This is a genomic window from Microcoleus sp. PH2017_28_MFU_U_A, from assembly GCF_020738035.1.
GTDB lineage: Bacteria > Cyanobacteriota > Cyanobacteriia > Cyanobacteriales > Microcoleaceae > Microcoleus.
The window spans coordinates 1-19,078 of sequence record NZ_JAEQCX010000124.1; the positions used below are offsets into that span (position 1 = coordinate 1).

The window sequence follows — 19,078 nt, forward strand, 5'->3', positions numbered from 1 at the left end:
GTTACCCAGCATCAAGGAACCAGCAACTGGTTCGCGGATGCCGTCGATGTCCACTGGAGGAGCAGCGATGAAGGCGATTACGTAGCAGATTGTTGCAGTCAGCAAGGTAGGAATCATCAAGACTCCGAACCAACCTACATAAATGCGGTTGTCGGTTGATGTTACCCAGTTGCAGAATTGCGACCAGATATTGGCGCTTTCGCGCTGTTGTAAGGTTGCCGTCATGTGTTTATGATTGCTATTGGTTTTTCAATGTTCGGATGATGTCTCTATTATTAACGGTATCGTTAAGGTTTGTAAAGGCCTGTAACGACAGCTTAACTGATGAGAGTCATCAGGAAAGCTGATGAAACGATAGAGAGGCGAAAAAAGCCCATTATTTGGTGGAACCCGCACGCGAGTCCGTTGCGGACTGTGGTGCAAGATGCCAGATTGATGCTGTAGGGGCAATCCCTCGCAGTTGTCGCAATGTATATATATAGTGTTTTGTAGGGGACATCTTCCCCGTGGTAGCCGCGCGCGATCGGGATGCGGCGCTGTGTCTGAGCTTGGAAAATTGCCAAAAGAATATAGATGCGGGGCGGGGAATGCCAGTCTGAAGGGGACTCAGCGGGTTTTAAACAGCTTGTTACTCCAGTCATCTATATTATAAAAATGCTGTAGCAGTTGCGTGCGTAAGCCAGCTTCGATCGGGGTAGCGTTCGATCGACAATTCAACTCGTGCGATCGCCAATCTAGCGCACTGAGCCTTAATCAATAATTATCAAACCAGAGCGAGCAAATCCTCTCTAAAGTTAGTTGAAAAAAAATTAAATTGAGTTAATACTTATCAAAATAAACAACTATCAATACTTAATAAACTAACCACAAGAGAGTTAAACCCATGTCAGAAAATTATCTAGGATTAGATACAGAAGATTACGAGTCCCTCAAAAGCGAGATAAAAACCCTCAAAGCGCGCGTTGCCGAACTAGAGTCGGCCTCGAAACCCGAACCCGCTATCGTTGCCAAACAAAAGGCGCTATTTGCTGTAGTGACCAAAATTCGCGAGTCGTTAGACTTAGATATTATTTTTCAATCAACCGCTCGGGAAGTTCGCCAACTGCTGAATGCCGATCGAGTAGCAATATTTCGATTTTACCAGCAGTCAGGATTTGACGACGGGGAATTTGTGTCAGAAGACGTGATCCCAGAGTTTCATTCAGTAAAAGCTGTAAAGGTGCACGATCACTGCTTTGGTAAACAATATTCAATGCGGTATCAGCAAGGAAGAATTCAGGCAGTCAATGATATCAATCAAGCCGGATTGAGCGATTGCCATATAGCTGTTCTTGCTCAATTTAATGTCAAAGCAAACTTAATCGTACCTTTAATCAAAAGAAATAAACTTTGGGGATTGCTCTGCATTCACCAATGTCGCGCCCCACGCCAGTGGCAGCAAGATGAAATTGACTTTGCCAGTCAAATTGCGGTGCATTTAGGAGTAGCAATACAGCAAGCAAAACTTTTAGATGAAGCTCATAGGCGGTCAACAGCACTCCAGACTACTCTAGAGGAGCAATTGCGAAAACGCACAGAAGAGCTGGTTAAGGAAGCAGACCGAGAACGAGCCATAACTCGGATGATTGATAAGATCCGCCAAACCTTAGATATGGAAACAATTTTCCAGACAGCAGCGACAGAAGTTCGCAAACTTTTGAATGTCGATCGCATTGCCATTTATCAATTTCGTGAAGACTATTTCGGCGACTTTATCTTTGAATCTGAATCGGGAAACTGGCCGAAATTGGTAGGCAGCGGTTGGGAAGACCCCTACTTAAACGAACACCAAGGAGGTCGATTCCGGTGTGCGGAAACCTTTATCGCTGATGATATCTACAATGCCGGCCAGAGCGATTGTCACATAGAAGCTTTAGAATATTTTGGTGTCAAATCCTGTGCGGTAGTTGCGATTTTTAAAGGAGAGAAACTCTGGGGATTGCTCAGTGCCTTTCAACACACAGGTGCGCGTCACTGGGAAGACACAGAAGTAAAGTTACTGAATCAAATTGCCACTCATTTGGGCGTGGCTTTGCAGCAATCCGAGTACCTAGAACAAATACAGTTTCAAGCTAAACAGCAGGCGAAAGCAGCCGAACAGGAACGCACATTAACTAGAGTAATTGAACGGATTCGCCAGACGCTAAATATTGACAAAATATTTAGCGCAACAACTCAAGAAGTACGGCAAATTCTCAATTGCGATCGGGTTGGAGTTTACCGTTTTTTTCCAAACTGGAGCGGGGAATTTGTGTCGGAGTCGGTAGCAGAAGGTTGGATACCTTTAGTAACTGATAAAATTAAAACAGTCTGGCAAGATGATTATTTACAAAAAACTGAGGGTGGCAGGTATCGCCATCAAGAAATTTTTGTAGTTGATGACATCTATAAAATTGGTCACTCTCCATGTCATATCGAAATTCTGGAACAAATTCAAGCCAAAGCATATTGTGTAGCGCCTGTTTTTGTGGGGGAAAATCTCTGGGGTTTGCTAGCAGCTTACCAGAACTCTGGTTCCCGTGAGTGGGAAGCAGGAGAAGTGAGGTTGCTGGCTCAGGTTGGCAGTCAATTGGGAGTAGCTATGCACCAAGCAGAATTGCTCGATCGCACTAAAAAGCAGTCCTGGGAATTGCGGACGACTTTGGCAGACTTAAATGCGATCGTTGACAATTTGGCTGACGGGTTATTAGTCACTGACATTGAAGCTAAAATTACCAGGTTTAATCCGGCACTGCTGGCGATGTTTGAATTAAAAGATGTTGACCTGAAGGGGAAAAAAGTATCCGAAATCTTTCCTAAAAAATTAGCCCAATTGGTTGAGGCGACTGAACATAGAGAGGGAGAAATTGTGACGCTGGAAGTGGAACTAGAAAATTCTAGGATAGGTCAAGCTTTAGCGACCACTATTCTGAAAGAAGCGGTAAAAGACGAAGCAGATCGATCTCTCGGTTCGGTGATTTTGATTCGAGATGTGACGGTGGAACGAGAAGTTGACCGAATGAAAACTGATTTTCTGGCTACAGTTTCTCACGAACTGCGGACGCCTTTAACTTCGGTTTTGGGTTTTGCTTCGCTGATTAAAGAAAAACTAGAAGAAGTGATTGTTCCCGGAGTCGTATCGGAAGACAGAAAAATCAAAAAAGCTTTAAATAAAGTTGCAGATAATATTAACATTATTGTCTCAGAAGCTGAACGGCTGACATCTTTAATTAATGATGTTTTGGATATTGCTAAGATGGAAGCGGGGCGAGTTGAATGGCAGTTACAGCCGACAAATCCAGTGCAAATCTTAAAACAGGCGATCGCCGCTACGTCATCTTTATTAGAAAAGAATAATTTAAAGTTGATTAAAGATTTTAGTCCCGGACTGCCACAGGTATTAGTAGACCGGGATCGCATGGTTCAAGTCGCGATCAATTTAATCTCGAATGCAGTCAAGTTCACAGAATCAGGTTCTGTCACCTGTCGGGCAAGAGTAGAGGGTGACGAGCTGGTTATTAGCATTATTGATACTGGCATCGGCATTGCACCAGAAGACCAAAGCAAAGTTTTTGAAAGATTTAAACAAGTGGGAGATATCCTGACCGAAAAGCCTAAAGGCACTGGCTTGGGGCTGCCAATTTCTAAACAAATCGTTGAACACCACGGCGGTATAATTTGGCTAGAAAGCGAGTTAGGCAAGGGCAGCACTTTTTTCTTTAGTATACCGCTAGTTAAAAATATTGAGTCGGTGGAAAAATGCAAAATTATCAATGATTTAATCGGGCAACTGAAACAGCAAGTGCTCAGCAGAACTCCGCTCGGCGTTAAAGGAGGCCAGCAACTTTTAGTTGTTGACAATGAGCCTAACATCCGAGATATATTGAGGCAGTCACTGGAACAAGAAGGATATAAAGTCGCGGAGGCAATTAACGGTAGAGATGCTATTTCTCAGGCTAAAGCAGTCAAACCGGATCTGATTATTTTAGATGTAATGATGCCTCACATCGACGGTTTTGATGTGGCGGCAGTTCTCAAAAATGACCCAGAAACTCGGGGGATTCCGATTATCATCGTGTCTCTAATTCAAGACAGAGACAGGGGCTGGCGTTTGGGAGTTGACAGGTATTTTACCAAGCCTATAAATATAGCGGGACTGTTAAAGGAGATCGGCTTGCTGCTGCGACAAGGGATGTCTAATAAGACGGTGTTGGTCGTTGTTAACAATGCTTCTACTTTCAAAATTTTGTCGGCTGCGTTGCTTTTTCAGGGATATAATGTGATGGAGGCATCTGATGTTACAGAATGCCTGGATCGAGTGAGAGCGATCGAGCTGGATTTAATTATTATTGACGAAGCCTTATCTCAAGAGCAAGAATTAGTCAAAAAATTGCGCCTTACTAAGGGCTTGGAAAAAGTCTCCATAATTGTTTTGGGAGATATTGTAGAGGATAACGGGCTGAGCAAACACATTCATGGGAAATTGTTGTGAAAAAAGTTTTAATTGTGGATGACGAACCGAATATTCTGATTTTGATGGAGCAGGCTCTAGAAAAGTTGGAAGATGAGGATGATGTAGAGTTGCTGACTGCGAGAGATGGAGTTGAGGCGTTGAACAGAATTAAGGAAGAAAAGCCGGATTTGGTTTTTCTCGATGTGATGATGCCGAAAATGAGCGGGTTAGAGGTATGCAATACGGTTAAAAATGAACTAGGTATGGAGGACGTTTACATTATTATGTTGACAGCTAAGGGACAAGAATATGATAAGCAAAGCGGTATGGCTGTGGGGGCAAATCTTTATATGACTAAACCTTTTCGCCCGAAAGAAGTGCTGGTCAAAGCTAGGGAAATTCTGGGTTTGACGGCACAGATGTAGCGAGAGGTATACAATCAATTCACAAGAATATTTTTTGGTTTTTGGTGGTTGCTAGCCTGCCCAAAAACGGATACAATCCCCCGGCTATAGTCGTGGATGCTCCAAAAATTTTAGACTAAGTTTCAAGCTCCCAGAGTTATCTGCCCTTGTAAATCTAAAATCTAAAATCTCTATCCTCAAATTGGCTGACTGGTTACAAACGAATGAATAACGATAGATCGCTCACTCATGATTAATAGCAAAGTAAATGGTTCGTATCAATCTCAAAAAATTGATTTCTAAGAGAGATTTGCGGGTGGTTATTGAGGGCGCGCTCGGTGTTTTAGACGCTCCGATGGCTATTCGGAATGTTGAAGGGGCTATTTTATTGGGCGAAGATTGTCAGACCTACTTCAATACTTATCCTATCATCCTAGCCGATGAAGTTATCGGTTACGTAACAGGAAGTCAAAAAGCAGCATTTATTGCCGATATGCTGAGTTATGCTGCCAGCGCCGACTTGGATATAAGAACTCTGGCTGTTGATACTTTAGATAAGTACGAAGAAGTTAATTTTTTGTACGATTTTTCAAGCAAAATAGCTACTTGTTTGGGTGTGGCTGAAGTCAGTCAATTGGTGGTAACTGAAGCGAAAAAGTTGATTGAGTCTACCAATATTTCAGTGATGCTAATGAATGAAAAGACAGGAAAACTGGAGATTGTTTCTGCTAGGGGTAAAGAGTACAACCATAAAACAAAAATCGGTTCCAATATGGGGATAGCAGGTCATATTTTTGTTTCTGGTAAAGCTGAAATAGTCAATGATGTATTGTCCGATCCGAGATATGTTATGGGAGACAATGAGATGCGTTCTATGATTTGTGCACCTCTAACAACTCAGAACGGTACAATCGGCGTTATCAATATTAGTCATAACGAACTTGTAAACTATACGGCACAGGATTTAAAATTATTTACGGCTTTGGCATCGCAAGCGGCCGCGGCGATCGAGAATGCGCTTTTACATGAAAGTAAATTGAAGGAAGAACGAATTAAAAATAATTTGGAAAGATACCTTTCTCCCCAGGTGGTGCGAGCAGTTATCGAAGCTAAAGGAGATATTTCTCTAAATCCAACTAAGCGCAATTTAACGGTGCTTTTTTCGGATATTAGAGATTTTACTACTAAGTGTGAGGAGCTGCCTGCTGAGAAAATAGTGATGTATTTAAATGAGTATTTCACGGAGATGGTAGAGGTAATTTTTAGTCATGAAGGTACTGTGAATAAGTTTGTGGGAGATATGATTGTAGCAATGTTTGGGGCGCCTTCGGAGGTGGCCGATCGCGAAAGGAAGGCGATCGAAACTGCGATCGATATGCAGCGACGGATTGGGAGGATGTCGGTTCCTTGGATTACGGATAATTTTCTGACTGGTATTGGGATTAGTTCGGGGGAGGTAGTTGTTGGTAATATTGGTTCGCCGCAGCACATGGATTATACTGCCATAGGGGATGAGGTGAATATTGCATCTAGGTTGCAGTCAATGGCTGAGGGAGGACAAATTTTGGTCAGCGACAGTGTTTACAGCGCTACTCAAGATATATTTGAATTTAGGAAAATTGGCTCTGTGATAGTTAAAGGTAAGAAAAAAGCTATCGAAACTTTTGAGGTGATTTATCAAAAATAAAGTTATTGGTTATTAGTCATTAGTCATTAGTCATAGTGCGAGCTTAAGAGCTCGCGAACATTAGTTATTAGTCATAGTGCGAGCTTAAGAGCTCGCGAACATTAGTCATTAGTCAGATAGGTCGGACACGGCAGTGCCGTTTCCCTACCGCGATCAATTGTAGGGAAACGGCACTGCCGTGTCCTGATTTCTTAGCCGTGTCCTGATTTCTTAGTCATTAGTCATCAGTTAGTAGTTATTAGTCAGATGGCAGAAAAAAGAGGGAAAAACATCTAGTTTTGCAGTATTGTCTGTTTATTTGCTAAGCTAGAGGTTGCGCTCTCTCAATAAACCTTATATTTATGCACAGGTTATTAACTGGGAAACTGCGAGTAGACTGTTTAACAATACCGATCGCAAATCTTCCAGCAAATCTATCGGGTACTAAAATTGTACAGCTTACGGACTTTCACTATGACGGGGAGCGGCTGTCGGAATGGTTGCTAGAAGAGGCGATTGTGGCGGCTAATGAAGCGGAACCAGACTTAATTTTTTTAACCGGAGATTTTATTACCTACGATCCGGCGCCTATTTACGGCTTGGTGCAGCGATTGAAAAATTTGCAAAGTCGGGTGGGAATTTACGCTGTTTTGGGCAATCACGATCACTATTATCCAGGGGCAAAAATTAAGGTTGCTAATGCTTTGAATAACGCAGGTATTCGGGTTTTGTACAATGAAGCGATTTATCCTTTGGGGTCTGAATTGGCTTTAGTTGGGTTTGCAGATTTTTGGTCTGGCGATTTTGCACCTGCGCCTCTAATGGCATCAATCAATCCGGCGATTCCTCGGATTGTATTGTCTCACAATCCTGATACTGCTGAAAATCTGCAACAGTGGCGGATTGATTTGCAGTTTTCGGGACACACTCATGGGGGTCAAATTGTGATTCCTGGTATCGGGCCTTTGTATGCTTGGGTGAGAAAAATTGGTTATTTGATTCCTGAAGGAATCCGAAAATTTGTTCCTTTTGTGTCGGCTTGCGATCGAGTAGTTCGTCACTGGGAATGGGCTAGCGGTTTGCATCGGGTTGGGAGTAATTGGTTGTACGTGAATCGCGGTTTGGGTACTTATGCGCCGGGGAGGTTATTTTGTCCGCCGGAGGTGACAGTAATTACTTTGGTTTGTCAAGATCCGTAGGGATTGGTTTAGGGTGTAATCTTTACCAAAAATGGATGATGCTTGGATAATAATAGCCCTGTTTTTCGGAAAACAGATAACGTTATATAGCGCTTCTCAATAAGCTGTACAACCAATCATAAGTGTCATTGCGAGGAACGAAGCAATCTTAGTCTTGGCGATTGCTTCGTTCCTCGCGGGAGCATCTCAGTTTGGCAAAAAGCATTATATATCCGGAATGGGCGGACTGCGAACCCTAGAAGATTTTTGGCGCAATTCCTATTATTAACTGGCTTCTGCAAAGCGATAGCCTCTGCCGTAGACGGTGTGAATTAGGACGGATTCACCGGGTGCTTCTATTTTGCGGCGCAGGAGGCGAATTTGAGCTGCTAATACGTTGCTGCTGGGTTTTTCGGCTTCACTCCACAGGTATTGGTGGATTTGTTCGTGTGTTAGTATTTGACCGGGATGTCGCATTAGGTATTCTAATAGTTGACATTCTTTTTCTGATAGGTCAATTGTTCGATCGCCCCGATAGGCTATTTGATTGTCGTAGTCTAGCTGTAAATCTGCAACTTGCAGGCGCCCGACAGCCACTTCGGGGTCAAAAGTAGGGGGGCGGCGCAGTAGGGCGCGGACTCTGGCTAGGAGCTCTCGCAGTTCAAATGGCTTGACTAGATAGTCGTCTGCGCCTGCGTCGAGTCCTTGTACGCGATCGTCTAGGGTGTCTTTGGCGGTGAGAAATAGGACTGGTGTATTCCGTCCTTGCGATCGCAATTGCTGACAAATTGCTAATCCGGTTTGTCTCGGCAGCATCCAATCCAAAATTAGCAAATCGTAATTTCCCTGCATTGCTAAATTGCTGCCAGTTGCGCCGTCAAATGCGACATCAACTGTATAACCTTCGCGGCTTAAAACTCGACTCAAAGGGTCAGTCAACTCAACTTCATCATCAACTAAAAGAATCCGCATCCTGATTTTAACTATGAGATTTTTGGTAGGAGATTTTAGGTTAAGCAAACTGATTTTTGCTAGATTTTAAGATGTGGAATACTTTCCGATTCGCTGCAAGCTGCTGCTAGCCATTCCTGCATTGCAGGCAGTGCCAAAAGCGCATCAGCATAAGCTTTTGCTTCGGGAGCTAATTTGACTTCGTAGGTGACAAAACGCATGACAACGGGGGCAAACATGGCGTCAGCAATTGTGAATTTTCCGAACAGCATATCGCCACTGGTGCCGAATTTTTGGCGGCATTCGCGCCAAATTGCCAAGATGCGATCGATCTCTGCTTCGACACCGGGCGTCATTCCTTCTCCCGGATAGCGGTTGCGACAGTCCATCGGCATATTTTCGCGGAGATTTTGGAAGCCTGCGTGCATTTCGGCACAGATGGAACGGGCGATCGCCCGTTGCGCTACATCCGCCGGCCATAAATCATTTGCAAAGCGTTCTGCAACATACTCGCAAATTGCTAAAGATTCCCACACTTTCAAGTCGCCATCAATTAAAACTGGCACCTTTCCCGAAGGAGAATAGCGCCGAATTTCCCCATGGGTTGTCGGCCCGTCTAGGGGGATTCTCACTTCGGCAAAATCTATTCCAGCTTGTTTCATCGCCAGCCAAGGACGCAGCGACCAAGACGAATAATTTTTGTTGCCGATTACCAGAGTCAATTTGGTCATAGTTTTACTTTCAGCTATCATCTATTTAGCAGACAATCCTTAAGAAAATTCGATTTAACTCAGCCTCAATACAATATATTATACACAAACACAATTATTAGCAATACCTGAACTTATTTTGATATTTGAACAATTTGTGCTATTGTGGTTGAGGAAAAAGCTGTTTCCGCTCGGGCAGCGCCGATTCCGCATCCCAAATTAAGCAATTTACAATCGCAAATCAATATGATTACCGTAGCACTTCCCAAAGGCGGACTGTTAGGAGATAGCATTCGACTGTTTAAATCCGTTGGATTAGACTTCAGTGCTTTTCTCGATTCCTCTAACCGCCAACTTCAAATTTATGACACTACCGGAACGGCAAAAGCTTTGCTAGTAAGGACGCACGATGTGCCGGTTTATGTGGAATACGGTCAAGCTGATTTGGGCGTTGCGGGTTATGATGTTTTGCGGGAAAAAACTCCGAAAGTTGCAAATTTAATTGATTTACAATTTGGCAAGTGTCGGCTGTCGGTGGCGGTGAAGGAATCTAGTTCTTACAGACGCAGTGTGGATTTGCCTCCTCACGGTAGAGTTGCTTCTAAGTTCGTACACTGTGCAAGGGAATATTTTCATAATTTGAATTTGCCGGTGGAAATTGTGCCGCTTTACGGTTCTGTGGAGTTGGGGCCGATTACGGGTATGTCGGAGGCGATTGTGGATTTGGTTTCGACTGGCAAAACTTTGCGGGAAAATGGTTTGGTGGAAATTGATGTTTTGTTTCAAAGTTCGGCTTATTTGATTGGTCATCCTTTGAGTTATCGTTTGAATTCTGGCGGGGTTAATGAGTTGATTGGGAAGTTGAGAGAGCAGGTTTTGACGGCGGTTTGATGTGCGATCAAATTAGGATCAGTCCAGGATGTAACAGCCACTCTTATGGAGTTAGTTTTTAAGTACGTAGTTGCGATTGGGTGCTCTTCGATCTATGAAAGAGCGCTGAAGCGCAACTACGTACCTTCTATGAAAGAGCGCTGAAGCGCAACTACGTACCTTCTATGAAAGAGCGCTGAAGCGCAACTACATCTCATTTCGGAGCTGATATTGGCAGGTATAAGACCTAGTTTTTCTTGGCATTTTTCTATATAAAAACGGGTCACTGTATCAGCAGGGTTTTGTTCGATTAGTTGCTGAAAATATCCCAAGGCGGCGACAAATCTTTCGGATTGCCATCCTTGAATTCCTTTGTCAAATAAAGCCTGGGTAAGCTGCTTGGCTTCAGAGTCGGGACTGGATGCTGGCCAGATTTCGTAGATTTCAATAGCTTGCTGCTTGCCGCGCGGGGTTACTCGATCGATCCAGCGATAATAATAATTGTTGCTTGGCGAATGACTGTCGGCTGCTGTCGCGTGAGAAGTGGAAATCATATTCTCCGGTGTTTCCACTTCCAAGTCGCACTTTAATAATAAACTTTCTTTTGAGCTTGAGTTCGGACTTATGCTATTTAGAAATTCTCTCGCATGAACGATCGCATTTTCGCTAACAATTATTTGGCAACCGTATATTTTAGTTAAATTTTCTAACCGAGAAGCTGTATTTACCACATCGCCGATGACTGTAGAGTCCATCCGGCGATCGGAACCCAAGGTGCCGATCATGCCGATACCCGTGTTAATTCCCGTACCAATATTGACGGGATATTCTAAATTGTATTTGTGGCGCTCGACATTAAATTCATGCAAACTTTCTTGCATGGCTACTGCGGCTTCGATCGCATTTATAGCGTGAGAATGCGGCTGGTCAAATACTGCCATGATGGCATCGCCGAGGTATTTGTCAATAAACCCGCCGTGGGAGGTGATGCAATCGTTCATTTTCGTAAAAAAAGCATTCAACCATTCAAAGGTTTCGCGTGCTTCTTGAGATTCTGCGATCGCCGTAAACCCGCGAATGTCGCAAAATAAAATAGTCAGCTCTTCTTCTGTGACATTGCCCAACTGAATTGATTCTATCCCTTGGGGCGCAATTCGTTCGAGAAGCTGTTCCGGGACAAATAGGTGAAATTTTTCGGAAAGATATTCGTTGGCCTCCCAGGCGGCGGCAATTTGGCGCTTGCTTTGCTCTTTTACCTGCTGGTTGAATTGGGAAGACACAACTTGCGATCGCATTTGGCTCAACTGCAAAATATTTTCAACTTTCGCCAGCAGCAAGCGACTGTTAAAAGGCTTGGTTAAATAATCGTCGGCCATAATTTCTAACCCTCTGAGGCGAGAGGTATCGTCATCGAGAGCAGTCAAAAAAATTACCGGTACAGTTTGCAAAGCCGTATCATTCCGCAGGATCTCGCACACATCAAAACCGTCCATATCCGGCATCATAATATCTAGTAAAATTAAATCCGGTCGAGATGCGCGGGCGAGGGAGAGGGCTTCATCGCCCGATCGCGCTGATACTGTGGCGTATCCTTTCATTTGCAATAACTCTTCCAGTAAAATTAGATTAGCTGGCTCGTCATCAACCAACATGATGCAGGGCGACTTGTTTGACATGGAATATGATGTATATTGAATTTAGCTCGGGACTGGCGCGTGTAGATGCTCGAAACCTGGTTGATTCGTATATTTCTAGTTATTAAACTCGATATTTTTGGCAGGAACCGGGTTTCTGAGGCAAGTGCGCGCAAGTCCTATAGAAATTTATCTACTATTGAGTCTAACGTTTTCACTTATAAATTGTAATAAATGGCACTGCTGGAACTGCAAATAATTATTGTTAGTTGAGAAAAGAACGGACTGTAGCGATCGCCAAATTCAGATCCAGCGGCTTGCTCAAATAAGCAGAAGCGCCAGCCTCCAAACATCGATCGCAGTCACCAGCCATCGCCATCGCCGTCACCGCAATCATCGGTACCGACTCCCAGACAGGATTTGCTTTCACTCGGCGCATCAACTCAAACCCATCAACATCGGGTAACTGAATGTCCATCAAGATCAAATCCGGCAGCAACTCGGGCGCAGTAGAGGCGGCAAGGATGCGATCGAGCATTGACGAACCATCCGCGATAATCTCTACCCCGTAGCCCTCCAATTCCATCACCTCTGAAATTAACATTTGGTTAAAAGGTTGGTCTTCCACCACCAGAATCCGCTTGCTGCCAAGTGGTAATGCGATCGCAGAAGCAGGAACTAACTTAGCATCCAAAGCACAAGCAGCAAAGCTGCCCAACTCTTGACGCATCTCCGTCAAAGGCAGCCAAACGCGGAACAAACTGCCGCGATCGCAAATAGATTGAAAAGAAACAGTTCCGCCGTGCAATTCCGCCAGACGCTTAGTCAAAGCCAAACCCAAACCTGTACCTTCGTGGCGCCTAGTCAGGGAAGAATCCACCTGTTGAAAAGGTCGAAATAGCAAGTGCCAGCGATCCTGAGGAATGCCGATACCCGAGTCTTTCACCTCAAGACAAAAGTAGGGAGTGCTGGCATTTACAGGAGAACAATCAGGGCGGTAATCGCCATTAATTTCATTGCCGTAGGCCAGACGCCCGCTAAGTTTAACTTGTCCCCGTTCGGGGGTAAATTTGATAGCATTGGAAAGTAAATTAATCACAATTTGTCGCACTCGCCGTTCGTCGAGCAAAACTTTAGTAATGCGGTAGTCGAGTTCTAAAGACAAAGCAATTCGCTTTTTATCTGCCCGCGGCTGAATCATTTTCAGACAGTCTGTGGCGAGTTCGTGAACGCGAACAGGCAGTAAATTGAGTTCTACTTTTCCTGCTTCAATTTTAGAAAGATCGAGAATATCGTTAATTAGCTGCAACAAGTGCTGACCGCTTTTTTCGATCAGTTCTACATAGTTAACTTGTCGATCGCTCAACTGGCCGGATGTTTGGCGCAGCAGCAAGTCAGAAAATCCGAGAATGCTGTTGAGAGGCGTCCGCAATTCGTGGGACATCGAGGCTAAAAACTCGGATTTTAACTGAGAAGAATACTCTAATTGTTCGTTAACTTGGCGGAGGTTTTCTTGTGTCTGAGCCCGCTGGATTGCGGCCCCCAGAGTCCGACAAGCAGCCGTGAGCACTTCTTGGTGGAGGGAAGCTTGCAGTTTTTTGACGTTGCGCGACTCCAGCGTCAACACTCCGATGATTGTGCCGTCAGTAGATGCGATCGGAAAAATGCCCAATTGTCCGATTCCCGGATGCCGAAATTGCGGCACAGCATTGGGATGTTCGGCATAATCATCGACAAACAAAGCTTTACCAGTTTCCACCACTTCCCACAGCAAACCGGTGCCGTAGGGAATACCTTTGTCGAGCAATTCTTGCATTCCAGCGGCGACTGGTTCCCCGTAACTAGCCAGAAATTGAGTAGAAACTTGGTTGGAAATCGCCGCCGCTTGCCTGTCTTTTCCCTTACCGCTAATCACTTTTACGTCTCCGAAAGCAGCATTCGTCGCTTCTACCAGATAGCTGAGGGCAAACTGACCTATTTCTTGCAAACTGTGAGAGTTTTGCAGGCGTTCAGTTAAGCCTAAAAGAAATGTCAGGCGCCTGACTTCTGCATTCAAACTAGCTTGGGAGTTTTGGTATACGGTAACGTCTCGAAAGGTAAACAGCCGCCCGCCGCTGTTGGTAATTGTGGCGAAGACTTCCAAACAAACGGCATTGGATTGCTCGAAATAAAATGATAAACTTTCATCCTGAGATGTTTGCAGTGCTTGCTGAAACTCTTCCCACTGCTGAAGCGACAAGTAACCGCGATCGACAATTTCGGCAAACAACAAGTCGCACTTAGGCTTGGTTGCCAGCCATTCTGGGGACAGTCCCCAAGTCTCGGCCAATTTTTTGTTAAACAAAACTAAGCTGTCAGACGAGTCGAAAAGAGCGATCGCATTATCTACTTGGTTGAGAATCAGTTCTTGGTCTGCCCTGAACTGCTGCAAGTCTATCTCCATTTTGTCTGTGTCTGTAGCTCTTAGTTTTGTTGTCATAACTGTCTACGGATATGGCAAGAGTTATTTTATAACCCCTTACTTAATTTGACATATTTTTAGGTTTTTGGGCAGTGAGGGCGATGGCTTACGCCCCGCTTCGCTACGACCGGCCTTGTGATCTGAGACACTTGCTGGTTGCCGAGGGGCGAGGGGAGCGGGTTTTCGACTTGGATTGTCTAAACGTGCGATCGACCTTTTGAGTAAATTGTCTAACTTTTGAGTAAATTGTCTAAATCTGCGATCGACCTTTTGAGTAAATTGTGTAATAAGTGCGATCGACCTTTTGAGTTCCATTGTGCAAGAAGTGCGATCGACCCTAACACTCTTAATTTTATGAATAAATATGAACTTTATTCATGAATTTGCAATGTTTTCTGAATTTTAATTAAGCCTGGGAGTTAATATATAGCACTTCTCAAAAAGGTGAGGTACGTAGTTGGGCTTCAGCCCTCTTTGTTTAGTGGTTATATAAGCTGTCAGTCATACCTCATCTTTCTGAGAACCGCTATAAGTTTTTTTTTATCACAACATAGTTATTGTAATATAATTCTAATAACTGTTGACAAGCTTCTCATTCATCGCTTAAGTTTGTGACTATTGATATCAATCTCTTCGTTCATTTGTATCAGAGACATTGTTTGGTTGATTGTTAAGATCGAAAGCCACTGTTGTTTAAAGATTCATTGGGTTTGTGGCAATCGATCGGGTGTTGTGGTTGTAGTTGGTTTGCAGAAAGTCCCGTATTTGAAGGAAGGCAGGGGAAGGAATATTGTTAGCAATATTCACTCGCGCCTGCACTAATCAGGAGGAATTATGTACCGACAACAACAGGGTAGTGAAAAACATTACTGCGACAAATCTAATTGCTCTACACCATCAAACCTTACTCACAATCAGTTTTGTGGTAATTGCTGTAGCCAAGTTGGCCCGCGCCCTGTTTTCGACTTGAAGTCGGAGTTTGTGCCGATTACTAAAAAGGAACTGGCTCAAAGAGAGCGCTTATCACTGCATTTCCGACAGCAGCTATGCTACAGTTATCCACCGAATACCAAGCAGAATATTCCTCACAATTATTGCCCAACATCCCGAGTTCCTTGGCAAAGTATTTCGGATTATCAACAGCAATATCCTCCCCGAAATTATTGGGATGGTCGAGATAATTCTGTGCCTCTTGAGAACGAATCTGGGCAAGTTCTGGGGTATTACAGGTATGTTTTGCTAACTGGGTCGTCAGATTCAGGAAGTGGCGGTAAATTGTTTTGGCTGATGGTAATTGGTGCGGCGGTGTGGTTCTGGTTTTTTCGCTGATTATTTGATAATCCAGAGAGCGATGAAGTATCTTTTGCGGTTTTTATTGGCTTTAGTAATTTCTGCGATCGTGGTAATAACCTATGCCAGTATAAAAGCAGTTGGCAATGAACACTCAAAACTTGGAATGGTTCAAAATATAGCAGTTCTCAGAAAGATGAGGTACGTTGTTGGGCTTGGGCCCTATTAGTTTAAGGGTTGTGTGGGCTGTCAGTTATACCTCATCTTTTTGAGAAATGCTATATGACATCTCAAGGAGCGAATAACAGCAATAAAATCAAACAATCTGGTCTCCTACTGGAAATCAGAGAGCCACAAATTATTGCACTAGCTATCCCCGAAAACAAGCCCGGTGCTACTTCTCTCAATCCGTTGCAATTCATCAGTATTGATATCCTTCATCTCTAAAAATCAAAAGGTTAACCAACATGACATCAGAACAATTCAGTGACAACAACGCAATTGAAGTAAGTGGCATTAATATGGAAATTATGCTGCCTGACCCTACGGCGCTCACCATCCCTGAAAACAGAGCGGGCATCACGCCTCCTATAGAATTATATATTCATATTACCAATAACACTTCAATGTCTTTCCACTTCAACCTCTCTGGAACCTTGATTCCAGAAATTGTAACATCCGAGGGTCAAGCCTTACAGCGGCAATTAGTTAACGAAAAGCCAGAATCTGAAGTTCAACCGAACAGATATAGAACAGGATGGGCGGGCAGATTGACTGAATTTATATCGAACTTAAACTTATCGCAGGAGTGCTACGAAACCAGAGAAATTAATTATATGTTAGTTGAGCCTAGAGAATCCAAAACTATCACGATCGACGCAAGTCTTGCCTGGGAAAATAACTTACTTGCACTGAAAATTTCTACTAAGTTCAACGAATTTTTCGGGTCGATAAAACTTCACAATTTCTGGTTGTTTGAGCCACTATTGCCCGGAAATTATCAAATTAGGTTTATCTATCAACACAACTGTGCAAACAGAGTAATACCTGAGATAGCTCCTCTCGAAATAACAAATGTAGAAGAGAGCGAGTCAGAACTATTGATTAGTCCTTTTGTAAATCTTCGCTTGGTTCAACCAGTAGAAGCAGACAGCAATGCTGTGGAAATGGATGGTGTTCGCTTTGAAATTTTAGTACCAGAGCGAGTTTTAAGCATACCCAAAAACAATTTAATACATAAACTTCTGTACCTAATGAAATTTTTATCACCTATATCAATTTACTACTCCTCCTTTATAATCCCCGTGCAGATTGGTATTCGGATTACCAATAATACATCTACTCCCCTTAGATTTAGCTTTTATTTCACCTTATTTCTAGAAATTATGGGAGTAGATGGACTAATTCCATTCGGAGGTGAGTGGATTAGCCTTAGCGGGCCCTCTAATTCTGATGTTCTTTCCGTTATGCCCGGAGAGGATATTACCTTTTTTCCCGAAGCAGAAATTTTTGGGCTTTGGGAAGAGCAGTTTGGACTTAAGACTCCTACCGGAAATGGTGGCATATGGGTTTTTGAACCTCTAACTCTAGAAACATACCAAGTTAGGTTTACATATAGGAGCGATCAAACAATGGTTAAAATATACGAGTCTGTAGAAACATACACGACTTTAGATATCTGGAGCGGTCAAATATCAACTCCCTTTGTAGACTTTCGCTTAGTGCGTTCTTGAATTGAGCTTAAAGTGAAAGAGCCTATTTCATCTAATTATCCTTAAAAGCTGATATTTCTTTTAAACCTCATACCTCTAGGAGTCAAAACCCATGTTATTTCGACAATATCCCCAAGTTTTGTTAACATCATTCTTGATAGTTGGATTGACGGGCAAAGCAAGTATTGCTTTTAATATTATTCCCCCAAATCCCGGTGCTACAAGGTTTTATCAGCCTGAATCTATTTACAAAATAGATAAGAATCGAGAAAGCAGAACGGAGATAGATATGGGATTGGGGAAGTTGTTTTGGCTGATGGTAATTGCTGCGACGGTGTGGTTCTAGTTTTTCCGCTGATTGTGCGCTAATTCAGAGGGCGAGCGATGAAGTATTTTTTCCGATTTTTATTGGCTTTAGTAATTTCTGCGATCGTGGTAATAACTTATGCCAGTATAGAAGCAGTTGGCAATAAACACTCAAGACTTGGAAGGGTTCAAAATATGACATCTCAAGAATCGAATAACAGCAATAATATTAAACAATCTGGCCTCCAACTGGGAATTAAAGAGCCACAAATTATTGCACTAGCTATCCCCGAAAACAAGCCCGGTGCTACTGCTCCCTTGAGCTTCACTGTCAGCATTACCAATCCTACACAAACCCCGATTCCTTTCATATTGTATGATGCCTTAATCCCAGAAATCATCGGCCCAGATGGTCAAGCACTGCATCGAAAAGAACCGATAAACACGCAAGTTAGCAGCAGTGAATATAGTGGGAAGTTAATTGGGGTTGGAGAGCAAACAGTCACATCTCTGGAAGGAAGACTGTCTTGGCAAAATAATGTACTGCAACTGATATTACATCGTGCTACCTACGATGAACTGCCTATAGACCTCGATAAATCTTGGTCTTTTGATACTGTGGGGCCTGGGGAATATCAGATTCGATTCATTTATGAAAACCCTACTGGGACGATATCATACTTCAATCCGCTCACTTTTGCTTTTCTTCAGACTGGACAAGAAACGATAATAGAAGAAACGATAATAGAAGTAACTGGGACAGGTGAGTTGACAACTCCCTTCGCTAATTTTCGCTTGCTGACACCTGTTGAAGATCATAAAAACGTAGTGGAAGTAGATGGAATTCGTTTTGAAACTTTCATACCGAAGCCGTTTTTGACCGTGATAAATAGAAACAAGAGTCCCAAGCCAGAAAATTATTCACAGATTGGGATGCGGATTACCAATAACACGTTAACTCCATTTTACTTCAGCTTTTATGGCACTTTTACCCCTGATTTGGTAACGCCAGATGGTCAGGTACTTCGGGGAGGCTATAATAACGACTGGACGAGATGGCAACTTGAAAAATCTGATTTTTTGTTAGTCACACCTGGAAAAAGCGCAACATTCTTTCCAAGTACCAGTCTCTACTGGAGGAAGCTCGACCAATTTTCGCTTGGTTTCTCTAACGAATATGGTGGCTGGTGCTCTTTTGACTCACTCAAACCAGGTATATATCAGCTTCGGTTCCGGTATGAAAGTACGATGGATTCCACACATAAGACAGATTTTATAGGGGATCCACTGGAAGATTGGCTAATAGAAATAATGAAAAAAGTTTGGACTGGACGGGTAGACACTCCCTTTGTTGAATTCCACTTAACTCCGCCTTGAATGGTGAATCGCTGTGACTATTGATTTTGAGAAAGTTAGCAAAAGAGG

At 43.3% G+C, this 19,078-nt stretch carries 15 protein-coding genes and 1 pseudogene; 10 read left to right on the plus strand and 6 right to left on the minus strand.

The window, feature by feature from the left end; all coding sequences use genetic code 11:
- Both JGK14_RS27905 and JGK14_RS27910 read right to left on the minus strand, forming a co-directional pair.
- Positions 1-225 (minus strand): annotated as a pseudogene (locus JGK14_RS27905) (photosystem II q(b) protein); the annotation flags it as partial.
- A gap of 92 nt (positions 226-317) precedes the next feature.
- Complete coding sequence (locus JGK14_RS27910; protein ID WP_293271567.1) at positions 318-641, minus strand: hypothetical protein; 324 nt, start codon at positions 639-641, stop codon at positions 318-320.
- Positions 642-883: 242 nt separating this feature from the next.
- On the opposite strand from JGK14_RS27910, the gene JGK14_RS27915 reads away from it, so the two are divergent.
- From JGK14_RS27915 to JGK14_RS27930, 4 genes are all read left to right on the plus strand, one after another.
- Positions 884-4,510, plus strand: coding sequence for a GAF domain-containing protein (locus JGK14_RS27915; RefSeq protein WP_293271565.1), 3,627 nt, complete (start codon positions 884-886; stop codon positions 4,508-4,510).
- Positions 4,507-4,896, plus strand: a complete 390-nt coding sequence (locus JGK14_RS27920) for a response regulator transcription factor (RefSeq protein WP_442921486.1) — start codon at positions 4,507-4,509, stop codon at positions 4,894-4,896. The genes JGK14_RS27915 and JGK14_RS27920 overlap by 4 nt, the downstream gene beginning before the upstream one ends.
- 247 nt (positions 4,897-5,143) lie before the next feature.
- The gene (locus tag JGK14_RS27925) at positions 5,144-6,562 is read left to right on the plus strand and encodes an adenylate/guanylate cyclase domain-containing protein (RefSeq protein WP_293326241.1); all 1,419 of its coding nucleotides are present in this window, start codon (positions 5,144-5,146) and stop codon (positions 6,560-6,562) included.
- Between the two features lie 341 nt (positions 6,563-6,903).
- On the plus strand, positions 6,904-7,740 hold the full coding sequence (locus JGK14_RS27930) for a metallophosphoesterase (RefSeq protein ID WP_293326238.1): 837 nt from the start codon (positions 6,904-6,906) through the stop codon (positions 7,738-7,740).
- Positions 7,741-8,004: 264 nt separating this feature from the next.
- On the opposite strand, the gene rppA is transcribed toward JGK14_RS27930, so the two are convergent.
- Entirely contained in the window at positions 8,005-8,691 is a 687-nt protein-coding gene (gene rppA / locus JGK14_RS27935) for a two-component system response regulator RppA (RefSeq protein ID WP_325315735.1), read from the minus strand.
- Positions 8,692-8,750: 59 nt separating this feature from the next.
- Complete coding sequence (locus JGK14_RS27940; protein WP_293313574.1) at positions 8,751-9,401, minus strand: glutathione S-transferase family protein; 651 nt, start codon at positions 9,399-9,401, stop codon at positions 8,751-8,753.
- Positions 9,402-9,626: 225 nt separating this feature from the next.
- Here JGK14_RS27940 and hisG point away from each other — a divergent pair, with 225 nt between their 5' ends.
- Positions 9,627-10,271: an ATP phosphoribosyltransferase gene (hisG, locus tag JGK14_RS27945; protein WP_293184524.1), complete on the plus strand. Its 645-nt coding sequence runs from the start codon at positions 9,627-9,629 to the stop codon at positions 10,269-10,271.
- 116 nt (positions 10,272-10,387) lie between these two features.
- Here hisG and JGK14_RS27950 read toward each other — a convergent pair whose 3' ends face one another.
- Together JGK14_RS27950 and JGK14_RS27955 are read right to left on the minus strand one after the other, a co-directional pair.
- Positions 10,388-11,926: a response regulator gene (locus tag JGK14_RS27950; RefSeq protein ID WP_325315736.1), complete on the minus strand. Its 1,539-nt coding sequence runs from the start codon at positions 11,924-11,926 to the stop codon at positions 10,388-10,390.
- 223 nt (positions 11,927-12,149) lie between these two features.
- The gene (locus JGK14_RS27955; protein ID WP_293220674.1) at positions 12,150-14,363 is read right to left on the minus strand and encodes a hybrid sensor histidine kinase/response regulator; all 2,214 of its coding nucleotides are present in this window, start codon (positions 14,361-14,363) and stop codon (positions 12,150-12,152) included.
- Positions 14,364-15,179: 816 nt separating this feature from the next.
- Between JGK14_RS27955 and JGK14_RS27960 the strand changes: the two genes are divergently transcribed.
- From JGK14_RS27960 to JGK14_RS27980, 5 genes are all read left to right on the plus strand, one after another.
- On the plus strand, positions 15,180-15,674 hold the full coding sequence (locus JGK14_RS27960; RefSeq protein WP_293184532.1) for a hypothetical protein: 495 nt from the start codon (positions 15,180-15,182) through the stop codon (positions 15,672-15,674).
- Between the two features lie 243 nt (positions 15,675-15,917).
- Positions 15,918-16,082 (plus strand): hypothetical protein, encoded by a 165-nt coding sequence (locus tag JGK14_RS27965; protein WP_293208770.1) that lies wholly within the window; start codon positions 15,918-15,920, stop codon positions 16,080-16,082.
- Positions 16,083-16,102: 20 nt separating this feature from the next.
- Complete coding sequence (locus tag JGK14_RS27970) at positions 16,103-17,368, plus strand: hypothetical protein (protein ID WP_293220671.1); 1,266 nt, start codon at positions 16,103-16,105, stop codon at positions 17,366-17,368.
- A 91-nt stretch (positions 17,369-17,459) separates the two neighbouring features.
- Positions 17,460-17,693 carry a hypothetical protein gene (locus JGK14_RS27975; RefSeq protein WP_293220668.1) on the plus strand — a complete coding sequence of 78 codons (234 nt, stop codon included), beginning with the start codon at positions 17,460-17,462 and terminating at the stop codon, positions 17,691-17,693.
- 38 nt (positions 17,694-17,731) lie between these two features.
- Entirely contained in the window at positions 17,732-19,030 is a 1,299-nt protein-coding gene (locus JGK14_RS27980) for a hypothetical protein (protein WP_293220665.1), read from the plus strand.
- Positions 19,031-19,078 lie beyond the last annotated feature (48 nt).

Bases quoted from the DNA above. Each gene is read 5' to 3' on its own strand.
- JGK14_RS27910 (WP_293271567.1), bottom strand. From the start codon at position 641: ATGACTGGAGTAACAAGCTGTTTAAAACCCGCTGAGTCCCCTTCAGAC.
- JGK14_RS27915 (WP_293271565.1), top strand. From the start codon at position 884: ATGTCAGAAAATTATCTAGGATTAGATACAGAAGATTACGAGTCCCTC.
- JGK14_RS27925 (WP_293326241.1), top strand. From the start codon at position 5,144: ATGGTTCGTATCAATCTCAAAAAATTGATTTCTAAGAGAGATTTGCGG.
- JGK14_RS27930 (WP_293326238.1), top strand. From the start codon at position 6,904: ATGCACAGGTTATTAACTGGGAAACTGCGAGTAGACTGTTTAACAATA.
- rppA (WP_325315735.1), bottom strand. From the start codon at position 8,691: ATGCGGATTCTTTTAGTTGATGATGAAGTTGAGTTGACTGACCCTTTG.
- JGK14_RS27940 (WP_293313574.1), bottom strand. From the start codon at position 9,401: ATGACCAAATTGACTCTGGTAATCGGCAACAAAAATTATTCGTCTTGG.
- hisG (WP_293184524.1), top strand. From the start codon at position 9,627: ATGATTACCGTAGCACTTCCCAAAGGCGGACTGTTAGGAGATAGCATT.
- JGK14_RS27950 (WP_325315736.1), bottom strand. From the start codon at position 11,926: ATGTCAAACAAGTCGCCCTGCATCATGTTGGTTGATGACGAGCCAGCT.
- JGK14_RS27955 (WP_293220674.1), bottom strand. From the start codon at position 14,363: ATGACAACAAAACTAAGAGCTACAGACACAGACAAAATGGAGATAGAC.
- JGK14_RS27960 (WP_293184532.1), top strand. From the start codon at position 15,180: ATGTACCGACAACAACAGGGTAGTGAAAAACATTACTGCGACAAATCT.
- JGK14_RS27965 (WP_293208770.1), top strand. From the start codon at position 15,918: ATGACATCTCAAGGAGCGAATAACAGCAATAAAATCAAACAATCTGGT.
- JGK14_RS27970 (WP_293220671.1), top strand. From the start codon at position 16,103: ATGACATCAGAACAATTCAGTGACAACAACGCAATTGAAGTAAGTGGC.
- JGK14_RS27975 (WP_293220668.1), top strand. From the start codon at position 17,460: ATGTTATTTCGACAATATCCCCAAGTTTTGTTAACATCATTCTTGATA.
- JGK14_RS27980 (WP_293220665.1), top strand. From the start codon at position 17,732: ATGAAGTATTTTTTCCGATTTTTATTGGCTTTAGTAATTTCTGCGATC.